The 26,460-nt window shown below is 40.1% G+C and carries 18 protein-coding genes; 12 read left to right on the forward strand and 6 right to left on the reverse strand.

Annotation, left to right across the window (positions count from 1 at the left end; translation table 11 throughout):
- Positions 1-44: 44 nt before the first annotated feature.
- Positions 45-500, forward strand: coding sequence for a tRNA (adenosine(37)-N6)-threonylcarbamoyltransferase complex ATPase subunit type 1 TsaE (tsaE, locus tag NCWK1_RS00230; protein WP_103123308.1), 456 nt, complete (start codon positions 45-47; stop codon positions 498-500).
- Positions 501-791: 291 nt separating this feature from the next.
- Here the strand turns inward: tsaE and patS are convergent, their stop codons facing one another.
- Positions 792-845 (reverse strand): heterocyst-inhibiting signaling peptide PatS, encoded by a 54-nt coding sequence (gene patS / locus NCWK1_RS30555; protein ID WP_397334138.1) that lies wholly within the window; start codon positions 843-845, stop codon positions 792-794.
- A gap of 1,259 nt (positions 846-2,104) precedes the next feature.
- Positions 2,105-3,427 carry a dihydroorotase gene (locus NCWK1_RS00235; RefSeq protein WP_103123309.1) on the reverse strand — a complete coding sequence of 441 codons (1,323 nt, stop codon included), beginning with the start codon at positions 3,425-3,427 and terminating at the stop codon, positions 2,105-2,107.
- A 244-nt stretch (positions 3,428-3,671) separates the two neighbouring features.
- On the opposite strand from NCWK1_RS00235, the gene lepB reads away from it, so the two are divergent.
- The 10 genes from lepB to NCWK1_RS00285 all read left to right on the forward strand — a co-directional run bounded on the left by lepB (position 3,672) and on the right by NCWK1_RS00285 (position 18,122).
- Positions 3,672-4,313 carry a signal peptidase I gene (lepB, locus tag NCWK1_RS00240; RefSeq protein WP_096582460.1) on the forward strand — a complete coding sequence of 214 codons (642 nt, stop codon included), beginning with the start codon at positions 3,672-3,674 and terminating at the stop codon, positions 4,311-4,313.
- 15 nt (positions 4,314-4,328) lie between these two features.
- Positions 4,329-5,147: an MOSC domain-containing protein gene (locus NCWK1_RS00245; RefSeq protein WP_103123310.1), complete on the forward strand. Its 819-nt coding sequence runs from the start codon at positions 4,329-4,331 to the stop codon at positions 5,145-5,147.
- Positions 5,148-6,134: 987 nt separating this feature from the next.
- Positions 6,135-7,970 (forward strand): two-component system response regulator, encoded by a 1,836-nt coding sequence (locus tag NCWK1_RS00250; RefSeq protein ID WP_103123311.1) that lies wholly within the window; start codon positions 6,135-6,137, stop codon positions 7,968-7,970.
- A 259-nt stretch (positions 7,971-8,229) separates the two neighbouring features.
- Positions 8,230-9,399: a circadian clock protein LdpA gene (gene ldpA / locus NCWK1_RS00255; RefSeq protein WP_103123312.1), complete on the forward strand. Its 1,170-nt coding sequence runs from the start codon at positions 8,230-8,232 to the stop codon at positions 9,397-9,399.
- Positions 9,400-9,439: 40 nt separating this feature from the next.
- On the forward strand, positions 9,440-11,176 hold the full coding sequence (locus NCWK1_RS00260) for a R3H domain-containing nucleic acid-binding protein (protein WP_096582452.1): 1,737 nt from the start codon (positions 9,440-9,442) through the stop codon (positions 11,174-11,176).
- 551 nt (positions 11,177-11,727) lie between these two features.
- Positions 11,728-13,617, forward strand: a complete 1,890-nt coding sequence (locus NCWK1_RS00265; RefSeq protein ID WP_103123313.1) for an iron uptake porin — start codon at positions 11,728-11,730, stop codon at positions 13,615-13,617.
- Positions 13,618-13,793: 176 nt separating this feature from the next.
- Positions 13,794-14,849, forward strand: coding sequence for a RodZ family helix-turn-helix domain-containing protein (locus NCWK1_RS00270; protein ID WP_103123314.1), 1,056 nt, complete (start codon positions 13,794-13,796; stop codon positions 14,847-14,849).
- Positions 14,850-15,179: 330 nt separating this feature from the next.
- Entirely contained in the window at positions 15,180-15,851 is a 672-nt protein-coding gene (locus NCWK1_RS00275; protein WP_096582446.1) for a DUF1361 domain-containing protein, read from the forward strand.
- 204 nt (positions 15,852-16,055) lie between these two features.
- A complete protein-coding gene (locus NCWK1_RS00280; protein ID WP_103123315.1) occupies positions 16,056-17,231 on the forward strand; it encodes a baeRF7 domain-containing protein in 1,176 nt (391 codons plus the stop codon).
- 48 nt (positions 17,232-17,279) lie between these two features.
- The gene (locus tag NCWK1_RS00285) at positions 17,280-18,122 is read left to right on the forward strand and encodes a hypothetical protein (protein ID WP_103123316.1); all 843 of its coding nucleotides are present in this window, start codon (positions 17,280-17,282) and stop codon (positions 18,120-18,122) included.
- Between the two features lie 4 nt (positions 18,123-18,126).
- Here NCWK1_RS00285 and NCWK1_RS00290 read toward each other — a convergent pair whose 3' ends face one another.
- Complete coding sequence (locus NCWK1_RS00290; RefSeq protein WP_103123317.1) at positions 18,127-20,463, reverse strand: putative PEP-binding protein; 2,337 nt, start codon at positions 20,461-20,463, stop codon at positions 18,127-18,129.
- 682 nt (positions 20,464-21,145) lie between these two features.
- Here NCWK1_RS00290 and NCWK1_RS00295 point away from each other — a divergent pair.
- A complete protein-coding gene (locus tag NCWK1_RS00295; RefSeq protein ID WP_096582438.1) occupies positions 21,146-21,601 on the forward strand; it encodes an MgtC/SapB family protein in 456 nt (151 codons plus the stop codon).
- Positions 21,602-21,613: 12 nt separating this feature from the next.
- On the opposite strand, the gene NCWK1_RS00300 is transcribed toward NCWK1_RS00295, so the two are convergent.
- The 3 genes from NCWK1_RS00300 to NCWK1_RS00310 form a co-directional block, all read right to left on the reverse strand.
- Positions 21,614-22,030, reverse strand: a complete 417-nt coding sequence (locus NCWK1_RS00300; protein ID WP_096585527.1) for a hypothetical protein — start codon at positions 22,028-22,030, stop codon at positions 21,614-21,616.
- Between the two features lie 82 nt (positions 22,031-22,112).
- The gene (gene recF / locus NCWK1_RS00305; RefSeq protein ID WP_103123318.1) at positions 22,113-23,231 is read right to left on the reverse strand and encodes a DNA replication/repair protein RecF; all 1,119 of its coding nucleotides are present in this window, start codon (positions 23,229-23,231) and stop codon (positions 22,113-22,115) included.
- 153 nt (positions 23,232-23,384) lie between these two features.
- A complete protein-coding gene (locus NCWK1_RS00310) occupies positions 23,385-26,246 on the reverse strand; it encodes a cation-translocating P-type ATPase (protein ID WP_103123319.1) in 2,862 nt (953 codons plus the stop codon).
- Positions 26,247-26,460: the final 214 nt, after the last annotated feature.

The following is a 26,460-nucleotide window of genomic DNA, read 5'->3' on the forward strand; positions in this document are numbered from 1 at the left end:
AGTGAGTTAACAATTGACTATTGACCATTGACTCGTGACAAACAATGAAAATTTTTCTTGCAGATGTACAAGCAACCCTAGATTTGGGTATAAAACTAGGTCAAACTTTGACTCCAGGTAGCGTTATTTTACTAGAAGGAGACTTAGGCGCTGGTAAAACTACATTGGTGCAAGGTGTTGGTCAAGGTTTAGGAATTACAGAATCAATTGTTAGTCCTACTTTTACTCTGATTAATGAATACATTCAAGGGCGTATACCCCTTTATCACCTAGACTTATATCGCCTAGAACCACAAGAAGTTGCTGCTTTAAACTTAGAAAGCTATTGGGAAGCTAGTGAAATAGAACCAGGAATTGTCGCGATAGAGTGGGCCCAAAAAATACCTTACCAGCCAGATACTTATCTGCGTGTGCAATTAACAAATGAAGACAATGGTAATCGTCAAGCCAAGATTACAGCACTACATTGCAACATCAATGAATTAATTGCTAAAATTTGAGTAATTTATTTACATATAGCTAAAATACTATACAATCCTTCAGGATTATCCAGCGTCATATGAAAAGCTTTTGGGTAGGTAGAAGTTGTGTAGATTATCCCACCCAAAAGAAGTGTGAGCGGCAAAACTTGCCGCTCAAAATTCATACTTCATTGCTGTAGGTTGAGAGGATTTTTGGGATGCTGTTCGATTAACTGAACTACAAGGACAAGTGTCCTAGCCAAATCAGCCTCACATTTTGATGACACTACAAGATTTTGCCGATAGCCGAGGGTGGATAATACACTCGTTCTATCTACCACTACCGCGTTCATCGAAGAAATTGACTAACATTACTGCCTTCATTATTCAAAAATCAATGAAATACTTTGCAATAGGAATTTGGCCTTGATTGACATTTACTAGCTACTGCGTTTAGCTAAGTTGGGCGTATGCTCGCAGATGATATTGCTGTAGATGTCGGTAAATATTGAGTCAAAGCTTTTGAATGAAACAATCCTTTGGAGAGTGACATCTAGCAAACTGCCAGATTTTTTGAGTGCCTGCACTCAAGGTCAATTACATTCAAATTAGAAATGACTTTAATTTTTTGTCTAGGGAATCATCTTTCTGAGAAGGCTCATATACAGATGACTTTCATTTAGCCAGTAAATACTGGTACATTTGTTTGATATACTTGTATTATGTTTGCCTTTGTACCTTCCTTTGATTAACTCAGTAAATTGTTTCTTTTAGTGTGTTTAATTGGATGCTAGTTTTTACTTCTAACTCCGTTTGCTTTGCTAATGCTTGCTTTTAAAGCACCAACTGCCTAGAAAAAAATCAATCAGAAGTGTAAAAAATAGGTTTTAAGAGCGTCCAAATTAACTGCATATAAAATTTATATTATGTATAAAACTGAGTGTTCACAGAAATTTGCCCGTTTACTTAACCCTATTAATTCTCTTCATTTTTTAGCTGAAAAATCCGGATAGTTAAACACAAAAGACTAGTTGAGAAAAGTTAAAAGATTAACGATCACTATCGTCATCGTGTCATCTATCCATTGACCTAGTATTCCCAAGTTAAAACTAGGATCTGCAATTAAAAAGTAACTAATGATCAAATTATGAGATAAAGTAATTTAAATAAGTATTTTTAAAAGAAAATCTTATATTCATACTGATAACTCTTGATGAAGCCTAAACATTTTTAACCAAGTAACATAGTATTTATACGATTTTAAATCGTATAAACACTCAATTTTTCTCTTCAAAATCTAAATCCTAGTATTTTTACGTAGTTAGTTAGAAAATCTGTGCCTCAACTTCTTTGCGGATTTCTACTGCGATCGCTCCACAGATACCGCCACTTTCCCAACTGAATAATCTGAAGGACATAGTATTGCCTGAATTTGGCTGATTGATGTCAAATTCAGTTCTTAAGGCTATCGCTATGATGCCTTGTATCTAGTTTTAAACAGGACTTACGCACCTAGGTTGTCGATTGAGACGAGGTGTAAGGGTTTTAAACATTTATTTATACCCTTATACCCTTGTCCTAGCCCTTGATTTTTCGCTTTCTGATGTAAGTCCTACTAAACTATGGCAATTTGAGTTCGGTAGTTATAACAAAAAAGTTAAAGCTTGACCGCGCACGTTAGTATTTACCTGATTCTGTTCATAAACAACCTGTCCCCCAACAATTGTGGTGACAGGCCAACCTGTGAGGTTCCAACCTTCAAAAGGACTCCAACCACATTTAGTTAATAATTCTTCGCGGCGAACTGGGCGGTAAGTATCCAAGTCTACTAATACTAAATCAGCATCGTAACCAGGGGCGATCGCTCCTTTGTTAGGAATACGATATGCTTGCGCCACAGCTTGTGACATCCAGTGAACAACTTGCGCCACAGTACATTTGCCCTCCATTGCCGCAGTTAACATCAAAGGTAAAGAAGTCTCAACCCCCGGCATACCTGAAGGCGTATTGGGATATTCTTGGGCTTTTTCTGCCAAGGTATGGGGTGCGTGGTCTGTAGCGATAAAATCAATCACACCATCGCGTAAAGCTTGCCAGAGAACTTGATTATCGTGGGGCGATCGCAATGGTGGATTCATCTGCGCTAAGGTGCCAATATCTTGATAGGCATTGGTATTTAATAACAAATGCTGTGGTGTCACCTCAGCCGTCACCCAACTCGGCTTATCTTGACGCAACAACTCAGCTTCTTCGGCTGTGGACAGATGTAAGATATGTAGCCGTCGCTGATATTTTTTAGCAAGATTTAAAGCTTTTTGTGTTGCTAACAGTGCAGCTTGATTATCTTGGATTTGCGAATGAATAGCTGGGTCATGAATGCCAGCAAATTCTTGTCTTCGTTGGTTAATACGTTCTTGGTCTTCAGCATGAACAGCAATTAAACGATTCCCCTGGGCGAAAATCGCTTCCAGTACAGTATCTTGGTCAACGAGTAACTGACCGTGCATCGACCCCATAAAAACTTTAATGCCGCATGTCGGCTGGGCTGTGAGCAAATCTGGTAGAACTTCTGCGGTTGCGCCAATAAAAAAGCCATAATTCACTACAGATTTACTTGCAGCACGTTGGAGTTTGTCATCTAATGCAGCTTGGGTAGTAGTCAGAGGGCGGGTATTGGGCATTTCTAAAAACGAGGTGACACCACCCTTCGCACAGGCACAACTGGCGGTGAACAAGTCTTCTTTATGTTCTAGCCCTGGTTCACGAAAATGCACTTGCGGATCGATAACTCCTGGCAACAAAGTTAACCCTTGTGCGTCAATTTCTCTGGTTGCGATGGTAGCAGCAATCTCCGGTGCCACTTCCATGATGAGGCGATCGCGTGTGAGTACGTCCCCAACCATGAATTCACCATTGGGTAGAACAATGCGAACGTGGCGAATTAATAAACTTTGTGAAGATGACATGGAGTTAAAAAAAATTACTCAAAGAGTTATGTGTTAGTGAGAACTCTGATTTTAGGGTAAACTTGGTTGCGTTTTCTGTGATCACTTTTTGCAGCTAATTAAAAAAAAGTTTATTTTTAACTTATGAATCTGTCTGTGAAGATGTTACAACCAGCGTAGAAAACCTAATTCTCCCGTTAAAATTTACAAATAGAGTCTCCCTGAGCTAGTTAATTCCTACACTTTTCCTTACTTCAGTACTTTCATGCAAAATCAAGTGTCTGATAAAAATTCTAATCAAAAACCCGATAATTCCTGGATTGCCGAGCTAGGTAGAACAGTTGTATTAAGTATTGTTCTTGCCCTTGGTATTCGTACTTTTGTTGCCGAAGCTCGCTGGATTCCTTCTGGTTCTATGGAACCTACTTTGCATGGTACCCAAAACCAGTGGGAAGCAGACAAGATTATTGTTGATAAGTTGAAGTATAAGTTTGCCAAGCCCCAACGAGGAGATATTGTTGTTTTCTCACCCACTGACGAACTCAAAAAAGAACAATATCAAGATGCTTTTATTAAACGTGTAATTGGCTTACCAGGAGAAACAGTAGAACTGCGGGATGGTAAAGTCTATATTAATAGCAAACCTCTCGACGAAGAAAATTATCTCAGTTCTAATCAACGTACAGTAGTTGATGTTTGTACTTCGGGACAACAACCAGCTTTTTTATCAGCCCCTCAAACCATCCCACCAAATTCATACCTAGTGTTAGGTGACAACCGTAATAGTAGTTACGACAGCCGTTGCTGGGGTGTTGTACCTCGTGACAATATTATCGGCCGGGCTGTACTGCGCTTTTGGCCACTAAATCATGTTGGTGGTATTGATAAATCACCTTTGTATCCGTAACCGAGTCATACTAGAATGCCATACCTAGCCAAAATCTTAATTTACCCGATTAAGTCATTAGATGGGGTAGAGGTGCCACAAGCCGAGGTTTTGTCTAGTGGCGCATTAAAGGGCGATCGCGAGTTCGCCATTTTTGATGTACAAGGTAAATTTGTGAATGGGAAGCGTCATCCCAAAATTCATTTACTGCGAGCGTGTTACACAAGTCTCTTTGGGGAATCGCAATTTAGCATTTCTACCAAAATTCTTTCTCTAAAAATCCCCAACTATAATTTGCCGCAAGTTTTTAATTTAGATATAGAAAAACAAACATTAGCCACAGCTTTGATTGATTTTTTTGGGTTTTCTCTTACCATAGAGCAAAACTCACTGATGGGCTTTCCTGATGATACAGACTCTCCAGGGCCAACAGTGATTAGTACGGCAACTTTAACAGAAGTAGCTTCTTGGTTTCCTGGTATGAGTGTTGACGAAATGCGCCGTCGTCTACGTGCCAATATCGAAATTGCAGGCGTACCTCCTTTTTGGGAAGATCAACTATTTAGTGAACCAAATAAGTTAGTCTCCTTTAGAGTGGGAAATGTGCTGTTTTATGGAGTCAACCCATGTCAGCGTTGTATAGTGCCTACGCGCCATCCTGATTCAGCCACAGCTTACCCGGATTTTCAAAAAATATTTATCCAAAAACGGCAAGCAACATTGCCAGAGTGGGTTAAATCATCCCACTTTAATCATTTTTATCGATTGAGCGTGAACACTAGATTACCCAGATCAGAATCTGGAAAAATATTACAAATTGGTGAAGAAATTAAAATAATTGCTGACATTAATTAATTTTTATTTAAAGTTAAATATTTAAGTTTGATAAATATAAACCATAAGCTTACTGTTAAGCTAATATGCAGTTGTCCTAGCAAAATTGTCATATTTATTCTCCAGAGATTATTTACCAGTGAGGGACTGGTAAAGTATTTGCCGATAATATCTAATTTCAAATTTTATCCAAGAGAATTGGGTAAGCAAGTGTTCATCTATTTTTGATTTTGGCTCAATAGTTTCTTTGGTATGTCACTAAAAGAGATCAAGTAAATTAAGGTGCTATAACAAAGTTTGAAGACTTAGTATAATTATGAGTTTGCCTATACTATGTATGCGTATAACTTGGCAAAAGTAAATGTTTATACTAAAAATAGTAATATAGTCTGTTATTTTCCCACTAGCACATAGTAATAACCCGGATTAAGACATGTATCTGATACAACGTGAGTGTTCCACAATTGGACTTAGGAAACAATCAAAAAACGATTTTATTCAAACTTCAATTTGCTCAATCACTTAACCTCATCATTATCATTACTAAAGTTTATGCCAAAAGACTCATAATATTAGTTCTAATTAAGCCTTGTATTTTTTGAATGGATGTTGTGATGTAAGAATTCAAGAGTAATAATATTGAAAAATTCTGCTGAATTACTTTTAAATTCTGACTTCTGACTCGTAAATGCTGAATTCTTATGTTGTGATTAGTCTATTCACTTATATTTGGTTACAAAATAGAATGCAGCAGTAAAAAGCTGACTACTCAGCCAGAAAACAAGACTTTGTTGAATTTAGAGATGATTATTGTAGAGCAGGTAAAATGCTCATTTCACAATAGTAGCAAAATCATTCCGCCAAGTATGCAAGGCAGAAAATGAAATCTGCAATCCCATAGGACAGTATTTTAAGGATAAAATTACAATCAAATAGCTGGTTTTTGAACGATTTAGCTAATAAAGCTCAGTTTAAGAAAATTATGAAATTGATTAGAAGCAAGACATAATGAATTACCAGCAGTTAGACCCGGATAAAAAAGATATTTTAATAATTGATGACAAGGCAGATAATTTGAGGGTTTTATCCTCTCTACTAGCTAGAAAAGGATACAACGTCCGTAAAGCTTTGAACTGGCAAATGGCTTTAACTGCTTGTCAAACAGTTTTACCGGATCTGATTTTACTCGATATTATGATGCCGGAAGTGGATGGTTATGAAGTTTGTCGGCGTTTTAAGAACTGGGATTTAACCGCAGATATTCCCGTGATTTTTATTAGTGCTTTAGATGACGTTTTCGATAAAATTAAAGGTTTTAGATTGGGTGGAGTAGACTATATTACTAAACCCTTTGAGTTTGAAGAAGTTGTGGTACGTGTCCAAAATCAACTAGAACTTCGAGAAGCACGCCTAGAAATCTTAAGACTTAATACGGAACTAGAACAAAGAGTAAAATCTCGTACTTGGGAACTAGAAAATACTCTCCAAAAACTTCAAAAAGAAATTTCTTCTCGGCAACAACTGCAAGATAAATTACTAGATATTGTTCTGCATGATTCGCTGACTGGATTACCAAACCGAGTTTTGTTTTTAAGACAACTAGGAAAAGCTCTCAACCTCGCCAGGGAAGATATTAAGTATCAGTTTGCTGTACTGTATTTAGATTGCGATCGCTTCAAAGTTGTGAATGATTCCCTAGGTCATATTGTTGGAGATGAATTACTCATTTCTATTGCTCGTCGTCTACAATCCTGTCTCAAGCCAGATGACACTCTAGCACGATTAGGTGGTGATGAATTTGGTATTCTTTTAGAAAATATTACAGATATGAATTCTGCTATCCAAGTGGCAGAATCATTACTCCAAGAGTTATCAATGACATTTAAATTGTCTAGATATGAAGTATTCATGAATGCTAGTATTGGCATTAATTGGGGTAATAAAGATTACGAAAAACCAGAGTATTTATTGCGTGATGCTGACACAGCAATGTATCGGGCTAAAGCCCAAGGAAAAGGTAGATATAAAGTTTTTGACCCCGCAATGTATCAGGAAGCCATCCAACTTCTAGAAATAGAAAATGATTTGCGTAGAGCTATTGAACGAGAAGAACTGATTATTTACTATCAACCCATTATTGACTTGCATACAGGTAGAGTGGCTGGATTTGAAGCCTTATTGCGTTGGCAACATCCAGTTCGTGGTCTCATGCTTCCTACAGAGTTTATCCCCATAGCAGAAGAAACAGGTTTGATTAATGATATCGACATCTGGGTTTTACAATCAGCCTGCAATCAATTACGAATTTGGCAAGATCATCCAGCAATATCAGAAAATTTAACTCTTAGTGTAAATTTAAGTGCGCGTCTTTTTACTCAAGTTAACTTAATTACACAGATTGATAAAATTATTAATAAAACTAAAATAAATCCATCAAATTTAGAACTAGAAATTACTGAAAGTGTCATTATGGAAAATACTAATCTTGTCAGAGCAATTATTGAAGAAATTAAACAGCGTAATATTAAGTTAGTGATGGATGACTTTGGTACTGGTTATTCCTCTCTCAGCTATATACATAGCTTACCTTTAGACTCATTAAAAATTGATAAATCTTTTATTACAAGAATGCAGTTTTCTCAAGATAATATGGGATTAGTACCAACAATCATCAGTATTGCTAAATCAATGGGAATGACGGTGATTGCTGAAGGAGTAGAAGCTAAAGAACAAGTAGAAAAATTAAGAAGTTTAAACTGTGACTTTGCTCAAGGTTATCTTTTTTCTCAACCTCTGGCACAACCATTAGTGATTGATTTTATTGCATCTATGCCTCAGTGGTAAATATAATTACCCGATTTGAGTTCTTAATTACTGGTAAAGTTAGGGAAGAGGAAAAAAAGGAATAAAGCAATTAATTTTACAATTATTAATATAGAAAAATATATATTTATTTTTATCAGAAGGTAATATTTTACCGCATTTCATTGACAGAATCTGTCAAAAATGAGAGTCTGGTCACTCAGAACATCAAAATAGTGTCAGCAAAATTTTTATTGATTAAAGACTACTATTTTCAGTTACATAAAAGCATAATAGAGATGTGACTGATTTGTTTGCCCCTTTACATTCTTTGGAAAAAGGTCACTGGTTCAAGCTGATTTGCGGAGCCAGTTATCAACATCTGCCAGCAGTCAGAAGTTTGACATTAGCCTACACTTTGGCAGGCGCTGACTGTATAGATGTGGCTGCTGATCCTGCGGTAATAGCAGCAGCCCAAGCAGCGCTGCAAGTCGCTAAAACTCTGACAATGGAAGCTCAACAGCGAGGCTTCAACTATCAAGGTGGCTCACCCTTGCTGATGGTGAGCTTGAATGATGGTGAAGACCCGCATTTTCGTAAAGCCGAATTTGATGTCCGTCAGTGTCCCCCAGATTGTCCCAAACCTTGTGAGCGAGTTTGTCCAGCACAGGCGATCGCATTTAACCGGACACAAGATAATTTTTCGGGAGTAGAATCTCAGAAATGTTACGGTTGCGGTCGTTGCATCCCAATATGCCCATACGGTATAATTTATACTAGTTCTTATATGTCAACACCAAAGGCGATCGCGCCAATGGTAATTTCCACGGGAGTAGATGCCGTAGAAATTCACACCCAAGTAGGACGATTAAAAGAATTTCAGAAATTATGGCAAGCGATTTCACCTTGGGCTGAACAACTGAAATTATTGGCAATCAGCTGTCCCGATGGCGAAGGCATGATTGAATACCTAAACGCAATTTATGACCTAATTAACCCACGTCCGCGTACATTAATTTGGCAAACCGATGGTCGTCCCATGAGTGGTGATATTGGAGATGGTACCACTCTGGCGGCAGTCAAATTAGGACAAAAAGTTTTGACAGCTAACTTACCGGGATATGTGCAATTAGCAGGTGGCACAAATAGCTACACCGTTGCTAAGTTAAAGGCAATGGGACTACTTAAAGAAGCAAGAGAGCAAGGGAGCAGGGAAGCAAGGGTGAAAGACTCTTCCCTGCCCTCCGCTCCTCTGCCCCTCTGCCCCTCTGCCTCAATTGCAGGAGTCGCATACGGAAGCTATGCCCGTGTATTGCTGTCGCCAGTTCTCGAACAGCTAGAGAATAAGGAGGTGAATCATACCAGTGTCAAAGCGACTGTCCACCTGGAAGCAGAACCAGACTTATTATGGGAAGCTGTAGGGCTTGCCCATTCACTCGTTTCCCAGATCAAGTCACAGCAAGAGCGATAATCGCTCGTTCGTTATCTCTCAAAACGTCACCATAGAAAGCATGACGATTAAAGACGATCTCCAAAAGTTATTAGACATCTTGCCCCAAGACTTGCGACAAGTACTAGAAAATCATCCTCAGCGAGATAGTTTAGTTGAAGTAGTCTTGGATTTGGGTCGTCGCCCAGAAGCTCGCTTTCCTAATCAAGCTGAGTATCTGAGTGAAACACCCGTAACTCAAGCACAAATAGATGATTGCATTCAGCGAGTCGGCACCTTTGGCGGAGATAATCGAGCAGGAATTGAGCAAACTTTGCATCGGATCAGTGCTATCCGCAACCGTAATGGTAAGATAATCGGCTTAACCTGTCGTGTCGGTCGTGCAGTATTCGGTACTATTAGCATGATCCGCGATTTAGTAGAAACAGGTAAATCCATTCTGATGCTGGGTCGTCCAGGTGTGGGTAAAACTACTGCATTACGGGAAATTGCCCGTGTTTTGGCAGATGAGTTAAACAAACGAGTAGTAATTATTGACACCTCCAACGAAATTGCTGGAGATGGTGATGTTGCCCACCCTGCCATTGGTCGTGCTAGACGGATGCAGGTAGCTCATCCAGAACTTCAGCATCAAGTCATGATTGAAGCGGTGGAAAACCACATGCCAGAAGTCATTGTCATTGATGAAATCGGCACAGAACTGGAAGCTTTAGCCGCGCGTACCATTGCCGAACGCGGTGTGCAATTAGTAGGTACTGCTCATGGGAACCAAATTGAAAACCTGATCAAAAACCCCACACTTTCTGATTTGGTTGGTGGGATTCAGGCTGTGACACTGGGAGACGACGAAGCCAGAAGGCGCGGTTCGCAAAAAACGGTGTTAGAACGCAAAGCTCCGCCTACCTTTGAGATTGCTGTAGAAATGTTAGAACGGCAGCGTTGGGTAGTGCATGAAAGTGTTGCTGACACAGTAGATACCTTGTTGCGTGGAAGGCAACCAAGCCCACAAACACGCACTGTGGATGAGAACGGAAAAGTCGCAATGACTAGGCAGCTATCTGTGGTTAATGGTCGTGGCGGACAGTTAGCCAGCGGGGAAGAAACTTTTGCCTCTGGGCGACAATCTACTGGCTGGCGTGCATCCGGACAGATGGTAGCACTACCACCATTAACTGTTGAAAGAGAAAAGGCAATTGGACAAAGCGAGTTTGACCGCTTGCTAGAGGAATCCTTTAACTACTCCGACAGTATTGATTTCGCCGCGACGAAGAATGCTGGCCCCAACGGAGAAGATTTGCCACTGCACGTTTATCCTTATGGGGTGAGTCGCCATCAACTAGAACAGGTAATTAGCGTGCTGACTTTGCCTGTGGTGTTGACAAAAGATATCGATAGTGCTGATGCAATTTTAGCATTGCGATCGCATGTCAAAAACCACGCTAAACTCCGGCAAGTAGCTAAAGCCCGACATCTACCCATCCATATGATCAAGGCTAGTACCATTCCGCAAATTACCCGTGGACTGCGGCGCTTGCTGAATATGGATGAACCAGAAATTGCTGATGACCGCGAACTGCAACTTTTTCTGCACAGCGGTAGTGATGACGAAATTGATGCCCTGGAAGAAGCTAGACTTGCTGTTGAGCAAATTGTGATTCCTAAAGGACAACCAGTAGAGTTATTGCCTCGTTCTCCCCAAGTTCGCAAAATGCAGCATGAGTTGGTAGAACACTATCGCCTCAAATCTCATAGCTTTGGCGAAGAACCTAATCGTCGCTTAAGAATTTATCCGGCGTAATCTCAATTCAGCACTAACCCAGAAAGGTTAGTTGTTAAAACTGGGTGTTAGGGTTGAGTGATCATTTGATTTACTTCAAACCTTACACCCTCCTAAATTTTTTTAACAACCTAGACAAGCCAAGGAATTCCCAAACGCTACTACAGAGACACAGAAGAATTAGCGTTTGAGAGGTTTTTTGCGTAATATCAATTTAAGCGGCAGCTTGCACCAGTGGCTTCGTTGCAATTAAAGCCAGGTGGGTAATGCAGAAATTTGGTCAAAAATATTTATAGTCATTATGAGCGAAGTGAAGCAATTCCACCCCTTGCGATTGCTTCGCTTCGCTCGCAATGACATTGTGTCATTAATTCTGTCTGACTACTTATTTACACTGTGGACATAGCTCACCGTACTGGTGTAACTTTTTATTTCTTTTATAGCCCCACACTAAATTTCATACTTCAAACTTCATAATTCAGATTTTTTTATAACTTTTTATACAGAAATATCCTGAAGAACACTAAAAAACTTTGTCAAAAGAAATATTGGTGTTAGTCAACAGATATACCATGAGTGACATAAGTCTACTGATGCTAGGCGTATTAACAGCCGGGCAAACATCTCCACCGTCTAATTTACCAGAGCAGCCTGTAATTCAGTCAGACAATGGTGTACAGCAGCTAACAGAAGAGAATTTATCTCCAATTTCTCCACCTGCTGAAATCACACCACCTGAATTTATGCAGCATGAAAGCACTTCGGCAGCTATTACTCCAGACGTAAATCACAAGTATCAAAATCTACTTAATAAAAGTCATAAAAATAATAGTTGGCAAAATTCTGCCAACCAAGAGCTACCAGCAGAAACCACACCACAACTATCACCATCTGTGCAACTACAAATTTCTCCAGAATCTCCTGCCATACCAGAGTTTTCTGATACATCTGATTCAGATGAGCAGATGTCTCAAGTAACATCAGTGTCGCAACTAGATGATGTGCAACCCACTGACTGGGCTTTTAGTGCTTTACAGTCTTTAGTTGAGCGCTATGGTTGTATAGCAGGAAAAAACGAGAATTATTTAGGTAACAGCGCTGTAAACCGTTATGAATTTGCCTATAGTTTAAATGTTTGTCTCAATCATATTCAGGAATTAATTAATAAAAATCAAGCTAATAGTGTTAGTCAAGCAGAATTAGACCAAATACAAAGATTACAGACAGAGTTTCAAACTGAATTACAGGAAGTAATACAACGTATTGATGTTTTAGAAAATAAAAATGTGGAATTAAAGTCTCATCAGTTTTCCACTACAACTAGACTATTTGGGCAAGCTATTTTTAGTATTCAAGGAACAAATACAACTAATGTTGATTTGTTTCCTAGAGATGGTGTTCCAGAGCGTCAAGGTAAGACAAGTCTCACTTTTACGAATAGCGTACAGTTAACATTAGCAACTTCTTTCACGGGTAAAGATTTATTAATTACAGGGCTATCAGCAGGAAATTTAGGTTCTAATGCCTCCTTAGTTTCTCACAATATGGGGCGATTAAGTTTTGAGTCAAATACAGATAATCAAGTAGTAATTAATGACTTATCTTATCGGTTTTTACTAGCAGATAATTTAGGAGTTGTAGTGGGTTCGGCTGGTGTGAATGCAGCTACGACCTTTCGGGGAATTAACCCTTTAGAAGGTTCAGGAGATGGTGCAATTTCCCAGTTTGGTCAGCGTAACCCAATTTTGAATATTGGTAACGGTACTGGTGGTATCGGTTTTGACTGGGAAATTAGCGATCGCATCAGTTTGCAAGGTGTATACAGCGCCGAAATTCCTAGTTTTCCTGGTAATAGCAATGCTGCTGGATTTTTTGGTGGTAGATATAGCGCAGGCGCACAACTCACTCTCGCACCCACCGATAATTTAGATATCGGCATAGATTACATATATTCTCATTCCCCCAACGATTTGCTCGGTACTGGTATTGGTGACGCGCAATTAATTTCACCATTTGCACCTAGTACAGCTTTTAATACTCATGCTGTTGGTGCTACCGTCGCATGGCGTGTCAATGATAATTTGCAGTTAGGCGGTTGGGGTGGTTTTTCTACCTCCAAACCAGTAAATCTCTCTGGCAGTGTAGAAACTACTAATTGGATGGTATTTGCTGCGTTGCCTAATTTGGGTAGGGCTGGTAATTTGGGTGGTATTTTGGTTGGACAACCGCCAAAAATTAGTTCGAGTAACTTACCCGATGGCTTCAATTTTCCTAACTTTTCCAATGGGGGAACGCCAGGGGGACGCAGCGATACATCATTACACGTCGAACTTTTTTATCGCGCCCAACTCAATGATCGTTTGTCTTTAACACCAGGCTTATTGGTTGTATTCAATCCCGACCATAATGCTGCTAACGACACTTTGATAGTAGGTGCATTGAGGGCAGCTTTCCGGTTTTGATTCCGTAATCATGTAAATGTAATCACAGGGGGCGAAACCCCTACTCCGTGTTGCCTTACTACTCTTGACTGTCAGCAATCTTTCAGCGTCTGCAAGTTAGATTATCGACTTTTTAATCACGCAGTAGATTCCTCTGCGTGTTGTTTTTCATGAGCAAATTAAGGAGCAAATTTTTCATGCAATTCCAGTCATCAGCAACAAAGATAGGCTGTGCAGTTTTGGGTAGTAGTAGTTTAGCCGCAATGTTGATTGCTTTGGGAGGAAGTAGTGCTTCGGCTCAACTGATCATTCAAAGTACGGGTACAGTATCAGGTACCTTAGAACTACCAAGTTTTAATCCTAATTTTAATAACTCCGTCACACGGATTGATACTGACTCTCAAGGAGTGTATCAACGTAACATAGGTACTGCAAGTAGGCCGAATTATGTGCCTGTTTACCAGTCAAATTATGTGAAGGTACTAACACGCAGTGATGGGAGTTTGCGTTATGTTGTTGACTTTAAAGGTATCCCTGTAATTTCCTTCAACGGAGTTTTGACTTCACCCGCGCTGTCTGGTGGTAAATTAACACCTTTTACTTATCAAGGAAAAATCCCTAACATTTCCTTTCAAGGTGTAGTTCAAGATGAGTTTGGCTTTGCCAAAGCTTACTACACTGGTGTTGTCACCGACCCAAAAACTGGTCAGCAATATCAAGGTACTTTTCTATTGAATGGCCAAGGGCCAAGATATAGCGATCGCAATGGTGGTGAAAGTCCAACAGTTTTTGATTATAAGTCAGATATTCCTGGTACTACGCCAGATCCCACACCCTATGAGATGAAAAATACTCCTTTGGTGAGGTTGACAATTACTGTACCGGCTGACGCTACTCCGATTAATTCCGGTGGTGGAATAACTCCAACCCCAACACCACCTAGCGTCAACAATCCTCCTACTTCTACACCGACTCCTAGTACACCTATTCCTGTATCAGTAGACAGTGGTGCGATCGCTCAGGCTCCGATAACATCTAATCTTGGTGGGACATTTGGTCAATCTAGCCCATCACCTTCTACTGATTCTAATATGGAGTTCAGTAGCGGTTATTCTCTCACAGCCAATCCTGTTAGTTTAGAAGTTTCTTCCATCGACTCGAAAATTTGTCATAACGATTCTCTTAATTGTCGTCCACAAGTGACTGCGGCTAAACAAGCGATCGGCCCCCGCAGCCGGGTTCTGGTACGTTAGCAGCTTGTCATGATCAAATTTTCAATTTTTCGGGAATTGCTCTAAGGCAGATTGTATCTAAGAAACGACTAAAAAAATACGACCTCCTAGAGCAAAAATTATACTGGAAGCGTGAGTGGCAAAACTGCCAGCCACACTTCCAGATTTCTGTTAAATATATTCTTGATAACTTTCTGGTTATACTAGTTGTCTAGGCTGGTTAATTTACAGATTCAGCCGTAGCTAATATAAAAATATCACAGCTAATTTTTGCCCAACTTATCAGTCAACCACAGAAATTAAGACTAGAGAACGATATTAATCAATCACACATCTTGCAAGTGAGCTTTTATGAAAGGGGAATTGATTGAATTGATAGCCAGAGTTTTACAGGTCTTGCGAATCAATATGAATTGGATGACTTGGAACCTATTTTTGGCTTTTATACCTTTAGCTTTAAGTGTTTGGTTGTTCCGCACAAAACGCGGACGTTCTTGGGTTTGGTGGTTGGGATTTATCGTATTCTATGCTTTCTTACCAAATGCGCCTTATCTATTAACCGATGTTATTCACCTGATAGACGATATTCGGACAATCCAATCAGTGTGGATAATTACTTTAGTGTTAATGCCGGTTTATTTGCTGGTAATTTTTGCTGGCTTTGAAGCTTATGTTATATCTTTAATCAATTTAGGTTACTATTTACACCGCATTGGCAAAAGTCAATGGATTTTGAGGATTGAGTTAATTACTCATGCTCTTTGTGCTGTTGGGATTTATTGGGGAAGATTTTTACGTTTCAACAGTTGGGATTTTATTACTCAACCTGATGCTTTATTGACTAAAGGTGTAGAGGAACTTTTTGGTAAACAACCTTTAGTGATTATCACTATTACTTTTGTAATTCTGTCGGGTTTGTATTGGATGATGAAACGAGTGAGTTTAGGTTTTGTGCGTCCATCAGCACAAGGGATAGCAGTCCAGCCAAATTCGCCTAATACTGATACACCCAATGCTGGATAAATACAATTTCTTGCTCAAATTGTTTAATAAAAATTTGAATTAATCCGCCCATTTCAGGCGGATTTTTTTTAAATCCACTTTTATCCCTACCGATTTATCTCTCTAAAGAATGGTGATTTGGTAGATATTTTTTATCAAAAGAAAGATGTATTTTTTAGCCTATAGCTTTGAAATAAATCTAGATGCTGTCAGGAGTTTTATAATATGAAACTATTATCTATTGATGAAATCAAAACTTTAACTGAACATAATGAAAAACCCTGTGTTTCGCTATATATGCCTATGCAAAAAGCAGGGTCAGAGATTCGGCAAAATCCCATTCGCTTTAAAAATTTAATCCGGGAAGCGCAAGCTCGCTTAGAAGCAATGGAAATCAGCAAAAATGAGGCGAATCAGTTGCTTCAGCCAGCAATGGAACTGGATACAGGGGAATTTTGGGAAAATCAAGACCAAAGTTTAGCTATTTTTATTGCGCCGGGAATATTCCGCTATTATCAATTGCCAATGGAATTTGCAGAGTTGGTAGTTGTGAGCGATCGCTTTCACATTAAACCATTACTATATTTAATTAATCATGATGGTCAGTTCTATGTTCTGGCTTTAAGCCAACAAGATTTGAAATTTTTTGCAGGTACTCGCTCTGGTTTGAATGAAGTAGAAGTAGAAAATCTGCCCAAGAGTCTTGATAAAGCTCTTTTATATGACGAAACTGCTAAAGAGGGACAATTTCGCATCGCCACAAAAAAAGGTAGCACTGCAACTTCTTTTTCAAGTTCACAGCCAGGTGCATTTCACGGACAAGGAAGCCCCGATAGAGATCAACACCAAGAAGCTATTCTGCAATTCTTTCACATAGTTGATGCAGAACTCCATGAAAAACTGCGAGAGGAAACAGCACCACTAATTTTGGCAGGGGTAGATTATCTTCACCCAATTTACCGCCAGGCTAACAGTTATACCAATTTATTAGAACAAGGTATTACCCGCAGACTAGAACTTTTCCAAACTGATGAATTACACGCAGACGCTTGGGAAATTGTTGAGCCGCTATTGCACGAGTCAGAACAGCAAGCTATGGAGCTTTATCAACAACTGGCTGGGGAAGGTACTGGTACAGCTTCTAATGATCTCAAAGAAATTGTGGCTGCGGCTTACTACCAAAGAGTTGATTCTTTGTTTGTACCTGTAGGACAACAAATTTGGGGCAAATTTGACCCAGAACCCATGAATGTCGATCTTCACTCAGAGCTAGAACCAGATGATCAAGATATGTTAGATTTTGCTGCAATTCACACGATTATCAACGGTGGCAAGGTTTATGCTGTGGAACCAGAAAAAATGCCAAATCAAGTACAAGTGGCAGCAATTTTCCGATATTGATGATTTATTTAGTGTTGTATAAAGTAGAACTATCTATATACAACACTTATGCAGAATCATCTCCGCCCTTTGCTTAGTCAATCTCTTATTGGTCTAGCTGTTTTTAGCCAAATTGCTATATTTGCCCAGCCAAGTAGTGCAGAAACTATTACTGGGCAATTAGGTAATATTAGTGCAGAAATATCTTACGACAAACCAGAGGAATATCAATATAAAAATGTCCGTTTGCAGATTAGCCGCGCAGGTAAAATTGTTTTAGCTCAAAAACTGCCCCAAGAAAGTGAATATGACCGACCTGTTGGCGGTATATACGAAAAAGAAGATAAGTTGCCCATACTAGATTTAGATGGGGACAAAGAACCAGAAGTAGTTGCCGATTTCTTTACAGGTGGCGCACATTGTTGTACTTATTCTTTGATTTATCGCTATGACAAAAAATCCCAAAAGTACACTCAAATTCGCCATGACTGGGGTAATGGGGCTTATCGACTCAAGGATATAGATAAAGATGGCATCGTAGAACTTGAGAGTCAAGACGATCGCTTTGCTTACGCATTTACAGCTTATGCGGCTTCTGCTTATCCGCTACAAATTTGGCAATATCGCCAAGGCAAAATGGTTGATGTGACTCGCCGTTATCCCAAGTTAATTTATAGCCATGCTTCTGAGTTATGGAAAACTTATACTGAAATTCGCCAGCAAGGTGATGATGGTAAAGGATTTTTAGCTGCGTATTTGGCAGATAAGTATTTGCTGGGTCAAGGAGAAGATGGTTGGAAACGAGTCCGACAAGCTTATACCAAAAGCGATGCCTCCGGCGGGCTACGCCAACGCAATCAATATTTTGCCGATATACGTAAGTTTTTCCGGGAAACTGGATATATTAAGTAAGATTTTATGGCTGGCTGATGTGACGGCGTGCTGCGGCCAAAATTAAGCGATGTTCAGCACGGGCGATCGCTTGATGTGTCCGTTCTACTGCTTCCGGTTCCACAGAAATTGAGGTAATACCCCATTCCACTAGTTGGTCAATAATTTCGGGATACAATGCTGGTGCTTGACCGCAAATAGAACAGGGGATTCCGGCATTTTTAGCTATTTGAATGAGTTGGGCGATCGCACCCATCACCGCTGGATGGCGTTCATCGAATATTTTTGTTAGCTGTCCTTGTTCTCGATCTACTCCCAGCAAAAGTTGTGTCAAGTCATTCGTCCCAATCGAGATTCCCTGAACTCCAGCTTTGACATACTCTGGCAGTAAAAATAATACACTAGGTACTTCTGCCATCATCCACAATTGAAATTGCGATACCTGAGTTAAGCCAATTTGCTCAACTTTGTGGCGACAAAAGGTAAATTCAGCCACATTCCGCACAAAGGGTAACAACAGCCGAAGATTGCTGTAGCCAGCTTTCTGCACATTGAGTAAAGCTGTTAGTTCCAACTCAAAAACAGCAGGATTGCTGACATAACTAAATGTGCCGCGATCGCCAAGAATAGAATGTGGTGCAGATGGTGAAGTATGAGTTAATGATGAAAACTCCGGGAATCGCCAATCAAGAGAACGATAAAACACTGGTCTGGGTGTAAAAGCCCGCGCAAAGTTGATAATCTGCTGTGTCCATATCTCCAACAGTTCAGCCCGACGACCACTCAGCAACCAGCTATGAGGATGTTGTCCTTCTAGTATATTTAATAACATTAATTCTGAGCGTAACAATCCCACACCATCGACAGGTAAGTTTTGCGATCGCTCGATTAAACTAGGCTGACTCAGATTCAACAATAGTTGAGTAGCAATCATGGGTAGATGAGGGCTAACAAGCGGATGGTTTGATGAAAAAGCAGAGATAGGCGAATTAATTTCTTGATTTTCTCCATTTCCGTTTTTAGTTTCTCTTAGGCGATAAACTTCTCCCCTATCGCCATCTACCAGTAATTGTTCTCCAGTTTGAATTAAGACTGTAGCATCTTTGGCGCTGACAACTGCGGGAATACCCAATTCTCTCGATAAAATTGCCGCATGGCTAGTCAACCCCCCTTGTACTGTGACAATCGCCACAACTTTGTGCATCAAAGCTAACCAATCAGGTGCGATCGCGGGGACGACAAGAATGACTCCTTGGGGTATTTGCTCAGGTTTTTGTAGCGAATTAATCACATAAGCACTAGCTGTTACCCTACCTGTAGCTGCGCCTAACCCTTTGATTAACTGTAAATTGGGAATTGCCGATAGGGGAGTGTTAACTTCTGTAATTTGGATCTGAGAAACAGAATCTGCGGCTGAAATACTCCACTGCACAGTAAAACTGTTACCCAGTTCACTCACTAGTTGATTTCCCAAAGCAATCACTTGTTGCAAACTTGGCTCTGGTAACGCGTATTGTTTTTGTGGCTCTTCTGGTAGTAAATGAGCAATTAGACCAGTATTTTCATCAGTGATTACTGACTGGAGTTGAGGTTGTTCTGCTGCTGTTGTGCCATCATCAAGACGATAAGCCAGTATTTTATTACCCAAATGTCGTTCTAAGACGATACCTGTTTCTGGCTGAATATAGTATACATCTGGCAAAACTTCACCTCTGGAGAGTGCTACACCTAATCCCCAGGTGGCTTCAATTGTCCATCCAGCGGAGTTAGCCTGAAGTGAGCCACTGGCGATCGCATTTTGTATTGGTTGGACTAACACAGCCAAATTGACATTTTGCAGATCAATTCCCATCCGTTGCCAATACAGTAAACTTCTAGCACGGAACAACTGACTCCAGATGCGTTTTAGTCCCAAGGCGATCGCATCTTCATCACAATAACAAAAGCTTGGCTCTAGTAACCCAGATGTATTTCCTAATGCTTGTGCAGTATTCCCAACTGACAAGGTTGGGTGCAAAATCAAATATTTAGTTTGCCATTCTCTCGTGGCCGCTAAAATTGTACTCACCCATTGGGGCGGTAAATTTGCACCCACTATTTCTTGGCGCAAGCGACTAGCTACTAGTTGAAGTTGTCGCCAATTAGCTACATCTAAATGTAATGAAGAATGAGGTAAGTCTGCAACTAAGGACTCTGAACTGTGGATAGTTTCTAAAAATTGCCGCAAAACTTCTGCTGAAACCACAAAACCAGGTAGCACAGGGTAGTTATGCTGCATGATTCTGCTTAAGTAAAATGCTTTGTCACCTACTTTGGTGCGGTCTTGTAGTTTAATTTGGTCAAGCCAGTAGACTTTTTCCACTCACGTTATTTTTTATTAGTTGTCAATTTTTTTCTCTTGGTCAATGCTTTCAGGCTGTTGACTAAATTATCTGCCGAGAGAAGTTCTTCCTAGTCTATTATTTAAGATTAGTTCGACTTAGTTATGAGTTAATTTCTCATTCCACGATATCCGGCAATAATCTCACCTCTTGGTTTAGTTAATATTGTTGGTGCAATAATCATAGATAAAACTCTAGACAGGTATATAGCCTTTAAGTATTGAGTTTATGGCTAAAACTAGTAGTTTGAGTTAAAATTTTACCTACTTAATCAGTTTTAACACTCAAATAGCTAGTCCATCAGTTTGAAAGTTATGCAGTTAGTGTAGATCATTAATATTGCCATAAATTTTCATCCAAATTCCATATCATTTGCCGAAAATAGCCCCGTAGTGAATACAGTTGATTATCCAAAATTGTCGTGATTGGCGGGTAATCAATCATTATCTTTAACATCTGGCTTTGTAGTGAAATTAATCAAACTAAGTCAGAATATTTTTCCAAAATAATTTATACTCAGCGCTATTGCTTGATAGCAATAGCCATCAAGTTGGGACACAAAAATCGTATCAAATATCTTTTACTCATCTCTAATTACCAGCAGCAATGCTGCTATTTTTAAGTTAGAGTAACATATATTACTTTATATATCTAAAAACAGAATTGTTAAATACTTACTACTTTCCACCAAATGATTGGCTGAATACTCTTTTTAGACTGTGCCTAGCTTTACTGTTAGGAGCAGTTATTGGGATAGAACGTCAACTCAGACGTAAGCCAGCAGGTTTAAGGACGCACACACTTGTGAGTTTAGGTTCAGCCTTGTTCACTCTCATACCTTTGCAAACAGGTATGTTAGATGCCAGTCCTGATGCTTTGAGTCGAGTAATTCAAGGTATCGCCGCAGGTGTAGGATTTCTTGGGGCTGGAGAAATTTTTCGAGAATCTTCCCAAAAATCACAGCAACCTGAAGTTCACGGACTGACATCAGCCGCAGCGATTTGGGTTTCAGCCGCGTTAGGAATTGCTGCTGGGTGTGGTTTATGGCAATTGGGATTAATAGCTGCTTTATTGACAATTTTAGTGCTGAATCTGTTTAAGAAATTAGAAAATAGTTGAGTTTGCCCTCGGTCATTTATTAAATAATGCTAATGCTTGAGTAAAAATTTCTTCTTCGGCTCTAGTTTCTAAGATTAATTTAACTAAATATATAAATTCCCAATCTGTTTGGTTATCAGTTTCAATAGTTTTACTAGCTGCGTAAAAACTTACATCATCAGTACACAACTCATTAGTATTACCTGTTTGTAATTCTGGTCTTCTGATATCCCAGGAGACTGTTTTTCCACGCAAGGTAAATTGAAACCAGATGATTTTTTCATACTCAAATTCAAAAAAAACATCAAAATAAGGTTCTTCGCCTTGAAACCAAATTTTTTTATAACCTTCTTTCCGTCTTTGTTTTAAGAATTTTTGCTCAATTGCTCGTAGTGATGCACCTAATGATGCAATTTCCTGTGGCTCTAATTTGTGATTAGTTTTTTGCATAATTGAAATGTCATTTGTCATTTGCCACTTGTCAATAGTCATTTGTCATTTTGAGAATTGACTATTGACTATTGACTATTGACTAATTCATGGATATCTCTCCTGCTTTGACAAACAGAATTTGAGAAGAATTTAACCACTGAGCATCAAAAGAACTCAAGTGAGTTGTGGTAATTAAAGTTTGAAAACGGTCTTGAATCGCATCAAGCAATTGATTTTGACGATATGGATCTAATTCAGCTAGGACATCATCAAGCAACAACAGTGGCGGCTCTTTAACCACTTCTTCAATTAGCTGTAATTCTGCGAGTTTTAAGGCTAAGACTAAGGTGCGTTGCTGACCCTGAGAACCATATTGCCGAGCAGGCGTTTGATTGATAGTCAATTCTACTTCGTCACGATGAGGGCCGACAAGGGTAGTACCTCGGTAGAGTTCGGCCACAGCACGTTGCTGAATTTTGGTTAAAAAAGCTTGCTGAACTTCTTCTGGTTGGTTCAGTACCAAAGGAATGTTAGGTAAATATTTAATTTCTAAGATTTCGGTACTGCCGCTAATACTAGCGTGCCAAGCCGCAGCAATGGGAGCTAATCTTTGTATAGCCCGATCGCGTCTTCTAATTACTCTTGTACCTGTAGTTGCTAACTGTGCATCCCAAAGAGCGAGTTCTGGCTTCTGAGTGCTGATAGCTGATTCTTGGTTTTTTTTTAAAAAAGCGTTGCGTTGGCGTAATACTTGGTTATATTGATGCAAAATGTGGGCATAAACTGGTTCGAGTTGAATTAATAAAGTATCCAACCAGTTGCGGCGGACTTCAGGACTACCACGCACCAATTCTAAATCTAAACTGGAAAACTGCACGGCGTTAAGAACACCTAAAAAGTCCATTTGTCGCCGCACAATCTCACCATTAATTGCCACACTGCGGCGACCATTACGACGAAGAGTTAAATTTAAATCACTAATACCTGTATCTCGTTCCAGGCTGGCGTTGATTTGAGCAAATTCTGCCCCATCTTGAATTAAATCGCGATCGCGTGCCATACGGTGCGATCGCAATGTGGCTAATAACTCTACGGCTTCCAACAAATTGGATTTTCCCTGAGCATTATTACCTACCAAAATAGCTTTGGCAGCATTAAACTCAACCTTTTGCTCTTGGTAATTCCGAAATTGTCTGAGATGTAAAGTTTTGAGATACATAATTTAACTAAAAAGGCAAAAAGTAAAAGGCAAAAGTAAAGATTATTTACTTTTGCCTTTTGACGAAATTACAAAGGTAAAAAAGCTACAAGCAGAATACAGACTAAGCAAATAGTTGTATTTATTTTCTTTTTACTTTTACCTTTTAACTTTTTAAACAGTTCTCTTGCCAATTAAACGGAAGAAGATTTTCTCACCTTCAATCCAGACAAACATTAAGGCGCTGAAACCAATACAAATTGCCAACTCTTCGGGAGGTAGCCAGTGAGTGCCGAAGAAATCGCGCAGGGGCGGAACGTAAACGAGCATCAGTTGTAAAATTGTTGTTACCACAACCGCACCCAGTACAAAAAGATTTGAAAAGGGATTGATCTCAATGGTGAGTTGGTTATTGGAACGAATAGCGATCGCATGACCCATCTGGGCAATACACAAGGATGTAAATACCATTGTCTTCCAGCGTTCTGGGTCAAGTCCTTCTCCTGTCACAGTTTGGGTATGATGATATGCCCATTCCATGAGAATGATCGTAATAATTGCAAACACAATCCCAATGCGAATCATATATGAACCCAAGCCTCTCGCAAAAATGCTTTCGCGTGGACTGAATGGTGGACGCTGCATAACGTCTGGTTCTGGTGGTTCTACAGCCAAGGCTAAGGCTGGTAAACCGTCTGTCACCAAGTTCATCCAGAGAATTTGTAAAGGTGTGAGGGGAACACCACCTAAACCTAAGATAGGCGCTGCGGCAATAGTTAAAACTTCGCCGATATTACTACCCAAAATGTATTTAATAAAGCGGCGAATATTGGTGTAAACAACTCTACCTTCTTTGGTGGCGGCCACAATGGTGGCAAAGTTGTCATCTAGCAGCACCATATCACTAGCTTCTTTACTGACATCTGTACCAGTGATGCCCATTGCAATGCCAATGTCTGCTTGTTTTAAGGCGGGGGCATCATTCACCCCATCACCAGTCATGGCGACAAATCTACCCCGACGTTGCAATGCTTGGACAATTCGCAGTTTGTGTTCTGGGGCAACTCTGGCATAGATGCTAACTAAATCAACTTGTTGCTCTAGTTCCTGGTCGCTCATGCGTTGCAATTCTTGACCAGTCAGCACTCTGTCGCCTGCTTGAGCAATGCCCAAATCGATCGCAATGGCGCGGGCTGTCAACTGGTGGTCGCCTGTAATCATGACTGGGCGAATCCCGGCTTGGCGACATTCTGCCACGGCTGCCCTAACTTCTGGTCTGGGTGCATCTAGCATTCCGACCAACCCCAGCCAGACCAAGCCTTTCTCAGATTCTTCATCTGAGCCTTCCGGGGGAACTTCTGTCAGGGGTTTATAAGCAAAACCCAACACCCGCAAGCCTTGACTTGCCATTTGGTCATTTGCAGCTAGAATTTGGCTACGTTGTTCTTCTGTTAAAGGTGCTGAGTTTGTACCTAAATGAATTTCGGTGCAACGAGCCAAAATTAACTCTGGCGAACCTTTGGTAAACATCAGGTAAGATTCAGAGTTGATAAAACCAGAAATTGCCGGATCTACACCTGTTAGTGATGGTTCTCCAGTAGCTATTTCCTCTACCTGAGTAATCACGCTCATACGCTTGCGTTCTGAGGTAAAAGGAAACTCACTCACACGAGGTAACTTACTGTTCCACTGGTCTTTTTCAATGCCAGCTTTGCCAGCTAGAGTAACTAATGCACCTTCGGTAGGGTCGCCTAAAATTGCCCATTCCCCTTTTTCTTTTTGTAGTACCGAGTCATTACAAACGGCGCAGGCGACGAGTAAAGCGGGAATTTCGGGGTAATCTTCAACAGGGATTTTTTGACTATCTAATTGAAAATCCCCAACAGGGGCGTAACCTTCTCCTGTTACCCGAAAAGTTTTGTGATTGGTAAAAATCGATTGCACCACCATTTTGTTCTGTGTCAGGGTACCTGTTTTATCAGAACAAATGGTAGTGACAGAACCCAAGGTTTCTACTGCTGGCAGTTTCCGAATTAAGGCATTGCGGCGTACCATCCGCTGGGTTCCTAACGCCAAGGTAACGGTAATAACGGCTGGTAAACCTTCTGGTACTACTGCCACCGCCATACTTAAAGAAACTTCTAAAAGGTCTTGTAAATTGCTAAAACCTCTGGCCTGGATGATACCGCCAATGACAACGATCGCTACTAAAATCAAGGAACCAGAAACTAGAACGTTACCCAGTTGCGTCATCCTTTGTTGCAAAGGTGTCGGTTCACTCTCTACCGATTGCAACATGGTGGCAATTTTACCTAGTTCGGTGGTCATTCCTGTGTTTGTCACTAGAACTTTACCGCGTCCTTGGACAACTTCGGTGCCTTGAAAAACTAAGTTAAGGCGATCGCCTAAAGATGTATCTTCGGGTAGTTGCAGAATTGCCTGCTTGTTGACAGCTTCTGCTTCGCCTGTCAGTGCTGATTCACGTATTTGTAAACTAGACTGTTCGATTAAGCGTCCATCTGCGGCTATCTGCACTCCAGCTTCTAGCAGCATGACATCTCCTGGAACGATTTCTTTAGAGGCTACATCCAACAGTTTTCTATCACGGATGACTCGCACTAAGGGAGAAGCCATTTGTTTAAGCGCGGCTAAAGCTTTTTCCGCACGGCTTTCTTGCACATAACCAAGGATGCCATTGAGAACCACAATTGCCATAATTGCAACTGTATCTTTGAATGGCACTTCTCCTGGCTTGAGTTGACCAGCTTGCCAAGCGGTAAAATCCAAAAACCCGGATATCAAAGCCACTGCAATCAGCATCAACAACATAATGTTCTTGAACTGATCGAGCAAAATTTCCCAAGCACTGCGGCCACCATGTTCTTCTAATTCGTTGGGGCCGTATTTTTGCAACCGTTGTTCAACTTCTTGGGGTGTTAAGCCACTGTCTGCCTTACTATCCAGCAGGTCTAGAGCTTTATCAACTTCCAAAGTATGCCAAATTGGGGTACTTTCAGGCAGAGAATTAGCAGACATTGTGTTAGGTTACAGGAAAAGGTTACAAAATTCGATCATAATTTAGTGATGGCAATAAAACCATTCACTAAAGTTACATTAGGTTATTACTAACTTGTACAAGTTTAAATGTGTTTCCTGACATTTGCTAACTTTTTTTAAGTTAGGATTTTGTGTATTCTTATGTAATTCATCGTATTTGTAAAAACATTTTCTCAAAAATTGTTCCCCAAAA

Source organism: Nostoc cycadae WK-1, from assembly GCF_002897135.1.
Taxonomy (GTDB): domain Bacteria; phylum Cyanobacteriota; class Cyanobacteriia; order Cyanobacteriales; family Nostocaceae; genus Nostoc_B.